This window comes from Streptomyces olindensis (assembly GCF_040645895.1).
In the GTDB taxonomy this organism is placed as follows: domain Bacteria; phylum Actinomycetota; class Actinomycetes; order Streptomycetales; family Streptomycetaceae; genus Streptomyces; species Streptomyces olindensis.
Window position 1 is genome coordinate 162,874 of sequence record NZ_JBEYZD010000004.1, and the last position, 12,251, is coordinate 175,124.

9 protein-coding genes are annotated in these 12,251 nt (G+C 70.1%); 7 read left to right on the plus strand and 2 right to left on the minus strand.

Features of this window, described 5'->3' with window-relative positions:
• Positions 1–104 precede the first annotated feature (104 nt).
• The 4 genes from ABZ948_RS03785 (at position 105) to ABZ948_RS03800 (ending at position 5,970) form a co-directional block, all read left to right on the plus strand.
• Entirely contained in the window at positions 105–896 is a 792-nt protein-coding gene (locus ABZ948_RS03785; RefSeq protein ID WP_010033972.1) for an ATP-binding cassette domain-containing protein, read from the plus strand.
• Positions 893–2,185 carry a sugar ABC transporter permease gene (locus ABZ948_RS03790; protein ID WP_359756927.1) on the plus strand — a complete coding sequence of 431 codons (1,293 nt, stop codon included), beginning with the start codon at positions 893–895 and terminating at the stop codon, positions 2,183–2,185. The genes ABZ948_RS03785 and ABZ948_RS03790 overlap by 4 nt, the downstream gene beginning before the upstream one ends.
• A 188-nt stretch (positions 2,186–2,373) precedes the next feature.
• Entirely contained in the window at positions 2,374–4,305 is a 1,932-nt protein-coding gene (gene dxs / locus ABZ948_RS03795) for a 1-deoxy-D-xylulose-5-phosphate synthase (protein WP_359756928.1), read from the plus strand.
• A gap of 159 nt (positions 4,306–4,464) precedes the next feature.
• On the plus strand, positions 4,465–5,970 hold the full coding sequence (locus ABZ948_RS03800; protein ID WP_359756930.1) for an amino acid permease: 1,506 nt from the start codon (positions 4,465–4,467) through the stop codon (positions 5,968–5,970).
• A 68-nt stretch (positions 5,971–6,038) separates the two neighbouring features.
• Here ABZ948_RS03800 and ABZ948_RS03805 read toward each other — a convergent pair whose 3' ends face one another.
• On the minus strand, positions 6,039–6,410 hold the full coding sequence (locus tag ABZ948_RS03805; RefSeq protein WP_359757001.1) for a PIN domain-containing protein: 372 nt from the start codon (positions 6,408–6,410) through the stop codon (positions 6,039–6,041).
• A 93-nt stretch (positions 6,411–6,503) separates the two neighbouring features.
• Here ABZ948_RS03805 and ABZ948_RS03810 point away from each other — a divergent pair, with 93 nt between their 5' ends.
• From ABZ948_RS03810 to ABZ948_RS03820, 3 genes are all read left to right on the plus strand, one after another.
• Complete coding sequence (locus ABZ948_RS03810; protein WP_359756932.1) at positions 6,504–7,523, plus strand: PLL family lectin; 1,020 nt, start codon at positions 6,504–6,506, stop codon at positions 7,521–7,523.
• Between the two features lie 226 nt (positions 7,524–7,749).
• Positions 7,750–9,021: a nucleotide sugar dehydrogenase gene (locus ABZ948_RS03815; protein WP_359756934.1), complete on the plus strand. Its 1,272-nt coding sequence runs from the start codon at positions 7,750–7,752 to the stop codon at positions 9,019–9,021.
• Positions 9,018–10,745, plus strand: a complete 1,728-nt coding sequence (locus ABZ948_RS03820; protein ID WP_359756936.1) for a glycosyltransferase — start codon at positions 9,018–9,020, stop codon at positions 10,743–10,745. Before ABZ948_RS03815 ends, ABZ948_RS03820 begins: the two co-directional genes overlap by 4 nt.
• A 72-nt stretch (positions 10,746–10,817) precedes the next feature.
• Here the strand turns inward: ABZ948_RS03820 and ABZ948_RS03825 are convergent, their stop codons facing one another.
• The gene (locus ABZ948_RS03825; RefSeq protein WP_359756937.1) at positions 10,818–12,242 is read right to left on the minus strand and encodes a polysaccharide deacetylase family protein; all 1,425 of its coding nucleotides are present in this window, start codon (positions 12,240–12,242) and stop codon (positions 10,818–10,820) included.
• Between the last annotated feature and the right edge of the window lie 9 nt (positions 12,243–12,251).

The window sequence follows — 12,251 nt, forward strand, 5'->3', positions numbered from 1 at the left end:
TCCGGCGCCCCGCCCTACCAGCCCCGCAAGCTCCGCGGGGCGCCGGACGGATCACTCCTCCCACACTTCTGCACAACCTCCCGCCGGGTCAGGCGGCGAAGGAGATGGTTCACGTGTCCGCTACGCCCGTGCTGGCGTTGCGCGGGGTCTCCAAGCGGTTCGGTGCCGTTCAGGCGCTCACCGACGTAGAGCTTGAGGTCCACGCCGGTGAGGTGGTCGCCCTGGTGGGCGACAACGGCGCCGGAAAGTCCACGCTGGTCAAGACGATCGCCGGCGTGCACCCCATCGATGAGGGCGTCATCGAATGGGACGGCAGGTCCGTCCAGATCAACAAGCCGCACGACGCCCAGAACCTGGGCATCGCGACCGTCTACCAGGACCTCGCGCTCTGCGACAACATCGACGTCGTCGGCAACCTCTACCTGGGCCGGGAGATCCGCAAGCGCGGCGTCCTGGACGAGGTGGAGATGGAGCGCCGCTCCCGCGAGCTCCTCGACACGCTGTCGATCCGCATCCCCAGCGTGCGCATCCCGATCGCCTCGCTCTCCGGCGGCCAGCGCCAGACCGTGGCCATCGCCCGGTCCATGCTCGGCGAGCCGAAGCTGGTCATCCTCGACGAGCCCACCGCCGCCCTCGGCGTCGAGCAGACCGCGCAGGTCCTCGACCTGGTCGAGCGGCTGCGCGAGCGCGGTCACGCGGTGATCCTCATCAGCCACAACATGGCCGACGTCAAGGCCGTCGCCGACAAGGTCGCCGTGCTGCGCCTCGGGCGCAACAACGGCGTCTTCGAGGTCAAGTCGACCTCGCAGGAAGAGATCATCTCCGCCATCACCGGCGCCACCGACAACGCCGTGACCCGCCGTGCGGCGCGCACGAACGGGGAGGTTTCCAAGTGAGCATCGACAAGACCTCCGCGGCTCCGGAAGAACACGTCGTGGAGAACCCCGAGGCGGCCAAGGCCGCCGTCACGGTCGTCGACCCCCGGCTGCTGGTGCGCGAGCAGGGCCTCGCCGGATACGTCACCGAGTTCAAGCGGAAGATGAAGTCCGGTGACCTGGGATCGATGCCGGTCGTCATCGGCCTCGCGGTCATCTGGATCATCTTCACGAGCCTGAACTCCAACTTCCTCACCGCGGGCAACCTGTCGGACATGTCCGTCGCCATGGTCGGCACGGGCATGATCGCCGTCGGCATCGTGTTCGTGCTGCTGCTCGGCGAGATCGACCTGTCGGTCGGTTCGGTCAGCGGTGTCGCGGGCGCGAGCTTCGCCGTGCTGAACGTCACCAACGGCATGAACGAGTGGCTGGCCTTCGTGCTGGCCATCCTCACCGGCACGGTCGCCGGCGCGGTGCACGGCTTCTTCTTCGCGAAGATCGGCGTCCCCGCGTTCGCCGTCACCCTGGCCGGTCTGCTGTTCTGGAACGGCTTCATGCTCCAGATCCTGGGCGACAACGGCACGATCAACCTCGACCCGGACGGGGTCGTGGCCCAGCTGACCAGCTACTACTTCTCGGACGTGGCCGCCGCGTACGGACTGGCCGCCGTGGTGACCGCCGGGTACTTCCTCAGCTCCTTCCTCGGCAACCGGCGCCGTGAGGCCGCGGGTGTGCCGTCGCGGCCGCTGAGCGAGACCGTGCTGCGCACGGTGCTGCTGGCGATCGTGGCCTTCGCCGTCGCGATCGTCTTCAACCAGTACAAGGGCCTGCCGCTGGCCGTGGTGATCTTCATCGTGGTGCTGCTGGTCACGGACTTCGTGCTGCGGCGCACCGCGTACGGCCGGAAGGTGTTCGCGCTCGGCGGCAGCGTCGAGGCGTCGCGGCGTGCCGGCATCAACGTGGAGCTGGTCCGGATCTCGGTGTTCGCGATCTCCGGGACCTTCGCCGCGGTGGGCGGTCTGTTCATCGCGTCGAAGATCGCGGCGGCGAACCAGGGCGCCGGTGGCGGTGACCTGCTGATGAACGCGATCGCCGCGGCGGTGATCGGCGGTACGTCGCTGTTCGGCGGGCGCGGGCGGACGTGGAACGCGCTGCTCGGTGTCCTGGTGATCGTGTCGATCCAGTACGGGCTCGCGCTGGAGGGCATCGCCTCTCCGGTGCAGTACATGATCACCGGTGGTGTGCTGTTGGCCACGGTGGTCATCGACGCGGTGACCCGCAAGACGCAGAAGACGGCGGGACGCGCGTAGGACGGAACGAACTGCTGCCCGGTGCCTCTCGAGGTGCCGGGCACAGTTGTGTCGTAGGTGGGGCACAAGTTGGGTACAGCCGAATGCGTGACGTATGACGCACGGCCTCGGCACGGTCCGCAGGGGCGGAACATTAGACTCGACACGCCCGGCAACAGCTCGAACAGCTCTACTGCAAGGAGGCACGGGTGCCGCTGCTGACCCGCATCACGGGACCGCGCGATCTGGACCGGCTCAGCCTGGAGGAGCTGAACCAGCTGGCGGAGGAGATCCGGACCTTCCTCGTCGAAGCGGTCTCCAAGACCGGCGGTCACCTGGGCCCCAACCTCGGCGTGGTGGAACTCACCATCGCCCTGCACCGGGTCTTCGAATCGCCCAAGGACAAGGTGCTCTGGGACACCGGCCACCAGTCCTACGTGCACAAGCTGCTCACCGGCCGTCAGGACTTCTCGAAGCTGAAGATGAAGGGCGGCCTGTCCGGCTACCCCTCGCAGGCCGAGTCCGAGCACGACGTCATCGAGAACTCGCACGCCTCGACGGTCCTCGGCTGGGCCGACGGCATCGCCAAGGCCAACGAGCTGATGAAGCGCGACGACCACGTCGTGGCCGTCATCGGCGACGGCGCCCTGACCGGCGGCATGGCCTGGGAGGCGCTGAACAACATCGCCGACGCCAAGGACCGCCCGCTCGTCATCGTCGTCAACGACAACGAGCGCTCCTACGCGCCGACCATCGGCGGCCTCGCCAACCACCTGGCGACCCTGCGCACCACCGACGGCTACGAGCGCTTCCTGGCCCGCACCAAGGAGGTCCTGGAGCGCACCCCGGTCGTCGGCCGCCCGCTCTACGACACCCTGCACGGCGCCAAGAAGGGCCTGAAGGACTTCATCGCCCCGCAGGGCATGTTCGAGGACCTCGGCCTGAAGTACGTCGGCCCGATCGACGGCCACGACATCGAGGCCCTGGAGTCCGCCCTGGCCCGGGCCAAGCGCTTCGGCGGCCCGGTCATCGTGCACTGCCTCACCGAGAAGGGCCGCGGCTACCAGCCCGCCCTCCAGGACGAGGCCGACCGCTTCCACGCCGTCGGCAAGATCCACCCCGACACCGGCCTGCCGATCGCCACCAGCGGCGCCGACTGGACGTCCGTCTTCGGCGACGAGATGGTCAAGCTCGGCGAGGAGCGCGAGGACATCGTCGCCATCACGGCCGCCATGCTCCAGCCGGTGGGCCTGGACCGGTTCGCCAAGCGCTTCCCCGAGCGGGTCTACGACGTCGGCATCGCCGAGCAGCACGGCGCCGTCTCCGCGGCCGGCCTGGCGACGGCCGGTGTGCACCCGGTGTTCGCGGTGTACGCCACCTTCCTCAACCGGGCCTTCGACCAGGTGCTGATGGACGTGGCCCTGCACAAGTGCGGCGTCACCTTCGTCCTGGACCGGGCCGGTGTCACCGGCACCGACGGCGCCTCGCACAACGGCATGTGGGACATGTCGATCCTCCAGGTCGTGCCCGGGCTGCGCCTCGCCGCGCCGCGCGACGCCGACCAGGTGCGCGCCCAGCTGCGCGAGGCCGTCGCCGTCGACGACGCGCCGACCGTGGTCCGCTTCTCCAAGGGCGCCGTCGGCCCCGCCGTGCCCGCCGTGGGCCGCGTCGGCGGCATGGACGTGCTGCGTGAGCCCGGCTCGGACCGGCCGGACGTGCTGCTGGTCTCGGTCGGCGCCCTCGCGCCGATGTGCCTGGAGATCGCCGGCCTCCTCGACAGGCAGGGCATCTCCACCACCGTCGTCGACCCGCGCTGGGTCAAACCCGTCGACGAGGCCATGGCCCCGCTCGCCGAGCGGCACCGCGTGGTCGTCACCGTCGAGGACAACAGCCGGGTCGGCGGCGTCGGGTCGGCGATCGCGCAGGCGCTGCGCGACGCGGGCGTGGACGTGCCGCTGCGCGACTTCGGCATCCCGCCGCGCTTCCTCGACCACGCCTCGCGCGCCGAGGTCCTCGCCGAGATCGGACTCACCGCGCCGGACATCGCCCGGCAGGTGACCGGGCTGGTCGCCAAGCTGGACGGGCGCTACGAGCGCAGCACCGCGGACGCCGTGGACGCCGTGGAGCCCGCGCGCGACTGACGCCCGCGGCCGCTGGGCCGACCGAACCGCCGAATGGGCCGGTTTCACCACCGTGAGGGTGGTGAAACCGGCCCATTGGCGTGAATCCATCCCCGCCGGGGCATACGAACGGTGCCCCCTCTCGATCATGTCGAGGACGACAAGCGTGGGAGGTACCCCGTGAGCAGCACCCTCTTCCGGACGAAGAAGGTCGAGCAGTCCATCCTCGATACCGAGGAGCCAGAGCACGCGCTCAGAAAGTCCTTGTCCGCGCTGGACCTGACCGTCTTCGGCGTCGGCGTGATCATCGGCACCGGCATCTTCGTTCTCACCGGCACCGTCGCCAAGAACAACGCCGGACCCGCGGTGGCCCTGGCGTTCGTGGCGGCCGGCGTCGCCTGCGCGCTGGCCGCGCTCTGTTACGCCGAGTTCGCCTCCACGGTCCCGGTCGCCGGGTCCGCCTACACGTTCTCCTACGCCTCGCTCGGCGAACTGCCCGCCTGGATCATCGGCTGGGACCTGGTCCTGGAGTTCGCCCTCGGAACGGCGGTGGTGGCCGTCGGCTGGTCCGGGTACATCCAGTCGCTCATGGACAACGCGGGCTGGGAGATGCCCGTGGCCCTCGGCAGCCGGGAGGGCGCCGACGCCTTCGGCTTCGACATCCTCGCCGCCGCGCTCGTCCTGGTCCTCACGGGCATCCTCGTGCTCGGCATGAAGCTCTCCGCGCGGATCACCTCCCTGGTCGTCGCGATCAAGGTGACGGTCGTCCTCGTCGTCATCATCGCGGGCGCGTTCCTCATCAAGGGCGACAACTACGACCCCTTCATCCCGAAGGAGAAGGCCGTGGACGCCGGGGAGAGTCTCCAGGCCCCGCTGATCCAGCTCATGTTCGGCTGGGCTCCCTCCAACTTCGGCGTGATGGGCATCTTCACCGCCGCCTCGGTCGTGTTCTTCGCCTTCATCGGCTTCGACGTCGTGGCGACCGCCGCGGAGGAGACCAGGAACCCGCAGCGCGACATGCCACGCGGCATCCTCGGCTCCCTCCTGATCTGCACCACGCTGTACGTCCTCGTGTCGATCGTCGTCACGGGCATGCAGCACTACAGCCGGTTGTCCGTGGACGCCCCGCTCGCCGACGCGTTCAAGGCGACCGGGCATCCCTGGTTCGCGGGCTTCATCAGCTTCGGCGCCGCCGTCGGCCTGACGACGGTCTGCATGATCCTGCTGCTCGGCCAGACCCGTGTCTTCTTCGCGATGAGCCGCGACGGACTGCTGCCGCGGTTCTTCTCCCACGTCCACCCGCGGTTCAAGACCCCGCACCGGCCGACCATCCTGCTCGGCGTGATCATCGCGATCCTCGCCGGCTTCACGCCGCTGACCGAGCTGGCCGCGCTGGTGAACATCGGCACGCTGTTCGCGTTCGTGGTCGTCGCGATCGGCGTGATCATCCTGCGCCGGACCCGGCCCGACCTGCCCCGGGCGTTCCGCACCCCGTGGGTCCCGGTCATCCCGATCCTGTCGGTGTGCGCCTCCCTGTGGCTGATGATCAACCTGCCCGCGGAGACCTGGGTGCGGTTCGGGATCTGGATGGCCGCGGGGTTCATCGTCTACTTCCTGTACGGCCGCACACACAGCCGCCTGGGCAAGGAGGAGCAGACGAGGACGGGAGATACACCGGGAGCCTAGCTGCGGGCAGTCGTGCCGCTGGGGCGGCGCCCGAAACGCAGAGCGGCGCAGAGACCCGGCCCGGCCCCCTACGGCCGCACCGTACGCGGCCCCGCCACCTCCGCCCCCAGCTCCACGACCCGCCTCCGCAGCTCCCGGTCCGCCGTCACCACCCGCACGGCACGGTCGCCGGCCGCGGCGACCACCTCCACGATGTGATCGTCGCCACTGCCCGGCGCCGACGAGACCCGCACCCCGGGCACGGACTCCACCCCGCGCGCCGCCCCCTCCACCACGAGCACGATCTCCACCGGCCCGTCCACCCCCGGCACCCCGTCCGCCGCCAGCCGGTCCCGCAACCGCTCCGCGGCTCCCCGCCGGTCCCGCCACCACCCGTCGGGCACCGACCCGACGACGTTCGCGGCGTCGACGACGACGAGGAGAGGCGCGGGGCCGGTCATGTGGTCAGGCATGTGGCCAGGGTCGCACGCGGGATGACGCCCCGGCAGGGGCGGGCGGCGCGCCGAGCGGTCCGGCCCGCATAAAGTGAACTGGTGAACGGCGACTGGCTCATCCGCGGCCGCGACGGCCGCCTCACCGTCTATCTGCCCTCCGGCGACGCCGTCCTGTGCCGTGCGGAGCGCGGCCCCGCCGGCCCCTGGGAGGACACCCCCCGCAGGGTCGGCGGCGACCAGAAGCTGCACCCGGGCCCGGCGGTCGGCCAGGGCGCCGACGGGTACGCCCACCTGGCCGCCTGGCGGCCCACCGTGCCGGGGGAGTCGGGGCTCGTGCACTCCACGCACTTCCGGCCCGGTCTCGCGCCCCTGGACTGGATCCCGATCGGCCACCCGGACAAGAAGGGCGACCGGACGGGGCCGCCGGCCGTCGCCGTCGACGGCGCGGGGCGCGGCTACGTCTTCGTCCGGAACCAGGGCGGCGGGGTGAGCCTGCGCAACCAGAAGGTCAAGGGCGGCTGGGGAGGCTGGCTGGACCTCGAAGGGCGCGACGTCGAGGGGGAGTTGGCCGCCGTGACGGGGGAGTCGGGGCTCGTGGAGCTGTACGCCTGCGTGTCCGGCGGGATCCTGCACTGGCGGCAGGAGGGGGACGGGAAGAAGCCGGAGCGCACCGAGGGCGTCGACGTCCCCGCCCGTCCGGGGACCCTGCGCGCGCTCGCCACGTCCGCCGAGCACACCACCGTCTTCTTCACGGACCTGTCCGGGGACCTGTGCGCCTGGCGGCCCGGCGAGAAGCCGGTGACCCTCCTCGCCTCCGCCGGCCCGGGCCCGGTCTCCGCCGTGCGCTGCGACATCGAGGGGCACGACTGCACGGTGCTCGCCCAGCGGTCGGCCAGCGGCCGGGTCGCCTTCGCCGCCTATCCCACCGAACAGGAGTCGGCCGGTGCCTGGTGGACCGAGTCCGGCCCTCCGCTGCCCGCCGACGCCCTGGTGTCGCTGGCGCTCGACGAGCGCGACGAGGTCGTCGCGGCCTCCCTGTCCCCGTCGACCGGCACGCTGTTGTTCACCCGCCGCAAGGACGAGCCGGGGCTCGCGCTGGAGGCCTGGCGGGAAATCTGACCCCGCTCCGCGTTCTGACACCCGTTCCTCGTGAGGCTCCCGTCGCTCCAGACACACGAAGTGTGTCAAGGGTTGTACGGATGTGTGCGTGACAAGGCGCACCTCGGGTGAACGTGGTCAAAAAGTGAAGGTCTTGTTAACCTCCTCGGACTTGTTCGAATTTGCTCGGGGGGCCGGTTGCTGTGCGTCTGGCCGGGGCCGTGGCAACGGGGTTGGGAATAATGTCGTGAGCAGATCCTCCACGGTGGATCTTGTCGTTGTCGGACTCGGTTACGTCGGCCTGCCGTTGGCCAGGTCCGCGGCCGCCGCCGGCCTGAAGGTGGTCGGTCTCGACCGCAGCCGACGGGTCGTCGACGGGCTGAACGCCGGCCGTTCGCATGTGGACGACATCAGCGACGCCGATGTGCGCGCCATGCGGGAGCGGGGCTTCGAGGCCACCGACCGGCCGGGGGTCATCGCCGACGCCGCCGCGGTGGTCGTGTGCGTTCCGACGCCGCTCACCGAGCACGGGGCCCCCGACCTCGGCGCGGTGCACGCCGCCGTCGACGACATCGCCGCCCACCTGAGGGCCGGCACGCTCGTCGTGCTGGAGTCCACGACCTACCCGGGCACGACCGACGAGGTCGTCCGTCCCCGTCTGGAGGCCGGCGGGCTGCGCGTCGGTGCCGACTTCCACCTCGCCTTCTCCCCCGAGCGCATCGACCCGGGCAACGCCTCCTTCGGCCTGGAGAACACGCCCAAGGTCGTCGGCGGCATCACGGCCGACTGCACCAAGGCCGCCCGCGCCCTCTACGAGCGTTTCGTGAACCGGGTCGTCGAGGCCAAGGGCACCCGCGAGGCCGAGATGGCCAAGCTGCTGGAGAACACCTACCGGCACGTCAACATCGCCCTCGTCAACGAGATGTCGATGTTCTGCCGCGAGATCGGCGTCGACCTCTGGGACGCCATCCGGTGCGCCTCGACCAAGCCGTTCGGCTTCGCGCCGTTCTACCCCGGCCCCGGCGTCGGCGGGCACTGCATCCCGATCGACCCCAACTACCTGTCGTACAAGGTGCGTTCGCTGGGCATCCCGTTCCGGTTCGTGGAGCTGGCGCAGGAGATCAACCAGCGGATGCCCGTGCACGTGGTGAACCGCGCGGCCGACCTGCTGAACGACCAGGGCAAGGCCGTGCGCGGCTCCCGGGTGCTGCTGCTCGGCGTCACGTACAAGCCGGACATCTCCGACCAGCGGGAGAGCCCCGCCATGGCCGTCGCCGAGAACCTCCTCGCGCGCGGTGCCGAGCTCGTCTACTTCGACCCGCGGGTCGAGGAGTGGCAGGTCGGCGGCGCGCCCGTCGAGCGGGCCGGGGACTACCTCGCCGCCGCCGAGGCCGCCGACCTCACCATCCTGCTCCAGCCGCACCGCGAGATCGACCTGGAGGAGCTCGCCGACCGGGCCCGAGCGCTGTTCGACACCCGGGGCAAGTCGGCCGACCACCCGCGGGTGGTCAAGCTGTGACTTCCGAAGACACGTACATACCCGGGGCCGTCGATTCCGGCGGCCGCCGCGCGCACCGCAAGCGGCGGCACCTGAAGGTCTCGTACTTCGTCTTCCTGGGCCTGGCCGCGCTGATCGCCACCCGGCTCGACGCCGGCTCCCTGCACCTGTACTCGATGGGTGCCATGGGTCTGCTGTCCCTGAAGATGTTCGGCGCCCTCTTCTACCGCCCGGCCAAGGCCGGCCGGGAGGAGCTGGAGTACCTGGAGAACGCCTGGGTCACCGCGGTCATCCCGATCTACAACGAGGACCCGGTGATGTTCGAGCAGGGCATGCGCAGTCTCCTCGCGCAGAGCCGCCTGCCGAACGAGATCCACATCATCGACGACGCCAGTGCCAACGACTCCGGCATCAAGGCCGCGAAGAAGCTGCGCCGCGAGTTCGAGGCCAAGGGCGTCAAGTACACCGTCAGCGTGCAGCCCGAGAACAAGGGCAAGCGCGAGGCGCTGGCGCTGGGCTTCGAGGCGGCGCCGTACTCCGACATCTTCCTCTGCGTCGACTCGGACACCGTGCTGTCCCGGGACACCGTGCGCGAGCTGCTGCTGCCGCTGGCCGACGAGAAGATCATGGCCTCCACGGGCATGGTGCTGGCGCTCAACCACGACAGCAACATCTTCACCCGGCTCCAGGACCTGCGCTACGGCAACTCGTTCCTCTTCGAGCGGGCCGCCTACTCGCGGCTGAAGTCGGTCCTGTGCTGCTGCGGCGCGCTGTCGGCGTACCGCGGCACGCTGGTGCGCAAGTACCTGCCGGACTTCCTCAACCAGCAGTTCCTGGGCAAGCCGGCCGTCTTCGGCGACGACCGGCGCATGACCAACTACTGCCTGATGGAAGGCCAGGTCGTCTTCCAGGAGACGGCCGTCGGCTACACCGCCGTCCCCGAGAAGCTGCCGCACTTCCTGCGCCAGCAGGTCCGCTGGAACAAGTCCTTCTTCCGCGAGTCCCTCTGGGCGTTCCGCCACCAGAAGAAGTACCGCCCGGCCTTCTGGCTGACCTGCATGGAGCTCGCGCTCTGGCTGGTCTTCGGCTCGGCGATGTTCTACTCGATGGTCATCCTGCCCATCATCAAGCCGCAGCAGTTCCTGAACCACATCGGGGACTACCTGATCTTCATGGTGCTCATGGGGTACCTGCGCAACGTCCGCTACCTGGACTTCCCGCGCCGCGGCATGGGCTTCGTCAAGCGCTTCGGCATGTTCCTGCTCGCGCCGATCTACGGCGTGATCCAGCTGACCCTGCTCACCCCGCTGCGCTTCTACGCCCTGTTCACCCTGCACAAGGGCAGTTGGGGCACCCGCCAGGGCGGAGTCGAGGTGTCCGTGGCCGGCGACCACGAGCACGACGTGACGGAGATCTTCGAGGAAGAGGACCCGTACTCCGACAAGAAGGTCACCGAGACGCTCCAGCTGATGCGGCTGGAGGGCGTGGCGCTGCGCACCCGGCCCCGCCCGGCGGGCGGCATCCCTGCCCAGCCCCAGCCGCTGCCCGGCTACGACGAGCAGCACGCGCACGTACCCCAGCAGCCCGTGACCTGGGGGACGCCCGCACCGGCCGGGCAGCAGCAGTGGCAGGGCGGGTACGAGGGCTATCCCGACCCGTACCAGCAGCAGTATCCGCAGCAGGGCGCCTACCCGTACCAGGAGAACCCCAACTGGCAGCAGGGGAACGGTCAGGGCGGCTGGTAGAGCCGTGGAAGAGCGAAGAGAGGGGCGGCCCCGTGGCCGCCCCTCTCTCGTGCGTACTCGTGTGGCCGGGCCTCAGGTGTAGGAGGCCATCGCTTCCTCGACCGTCAGCACCGGGATGTCCCGGTCGTCGATCGCCTTCATCAGCGTCTCCAGGCCCGCCTTGCCGATCTCGGTGCTCGTCGCCGGGGCGCCGTCCACGACCTTGTGCAGGCAGAGGATCAGCCAGTCGCCGCTGTTCACGCACCGGTCGAGCCGGCCGCCCGCGCCCGTCAGCTTCGACAGCGCCGTACCGCCGATGCCCGTGCCGTCGTTGATGCCGGTCAGCGCCTTGAGGCGGTAGGGCATCGCCGGGGCGAAGGACTCGATGGTCTCGGAGATGATCGACCGGGCGGTGGTGAAGTGCCGGCTCGCGATCTGGTCCACCGGGACGCCGTCGGAGGTCTTCTGGAACGCGCCGTGCGGATAGGCGAAGTGCTCGCTGGTGAAGCCGTTGGACACCAGCCACTCGCGCAGCTTGCGGAAGTCGTCGTCGGCCTGCTCGGCGGTCAGCTTGGGGTAGCTGGCCGTGTGGACGGCGTTCGCGTACGAGTGGCCCGCCATCTCCCAGCCGGAGAAGTCCTGCATGGAGCGCATCTGGCCCATCGTCAGGAAGCTGCCGGTGCCGATGGCGTCGGCGATGTTGTAGACCGTGCCGGGGAAGCCGAAGCGGTCCATGACCGGCCGGGCCAGGTCGTGGACCGACTTGTGGGAGTCGTCGAAGGTGATGGAGACGACGCCCTTGGGGAAGACCGAGACGGTGTCCGGGATCAGCTCCACGGCCTGGAGGCGGTAGGTGACCGGGCCGCCCGCGTTGTCGTACACCGCGAACGACATGTCGGTGAAGCCGGTCTTCGTGGACGGCTTGCCGTCGGCGCCGATGGAGTACGTACCGGCCGCCCCGGCGACGTCCGCCCACTGGAGGTGGACCGTCACCCACTCGCCGGACTGGACGTAGTTGGCCGCCGTCTTGGAGTGCGCGTGGAACGTCCAGGAGAAGTGGTTGGCGAGGGAGCCGCTGCCCAGGTAGAAGACCATCTTGGCCAGGTTCGTCACGTCGTCGACGCGGAAGACCAGCCGGATCATCTTGCCGGTCAGGCTCATCGCGGTCATGCCGGTCCTGCGGACGTAGGACTGCTTGCCGGTGCCGTTGGTGGTCACCCGGACCGACTGGGTGCCGCGCACGAACTGCGTCTTGTCGTTCGCCTCGGCCGAGGCCGTGCCCGCGCCGCCGGGGGTCCAGCCGTGGCCGGACTGGAACTGCTGGGACCAACTGGCCCGGCGGTACTTGGGGCGGCGGCCCGAGGGCGCGTAGGCCGGCGGGGTGGTCAGTCCGCCGATGGCCGCCTCGACCGCCGGAGCGGCGGCGGGCTGCGCCGCCACGTTCCCCAGCCAGGCGCCACCGCCCGCCAGGGCGGCCCCTCCCGTTCCGCCCAGGAGCAGCGCGTTGCGCCGGCTCACCACTGGTTG

Bases quoted from the DNA above. Each gene is read 5' to 3' on its own strand.
- ABZ948_RS03785 (WP_010033972.1), top strand. From the start codon at position 105: ATGGTTCACGTGTCCGCTACGCCCGTGCTGGCGTTGCGCGGGGTCTCC.
- ABZ948_RS03805 (WP_359757001.1), bottom strand. From the start codon at position 6,410: ATGACCGGCCCCGCGCCTCTCCTCGTCGTCGTCGACGCCGCGAACGTC.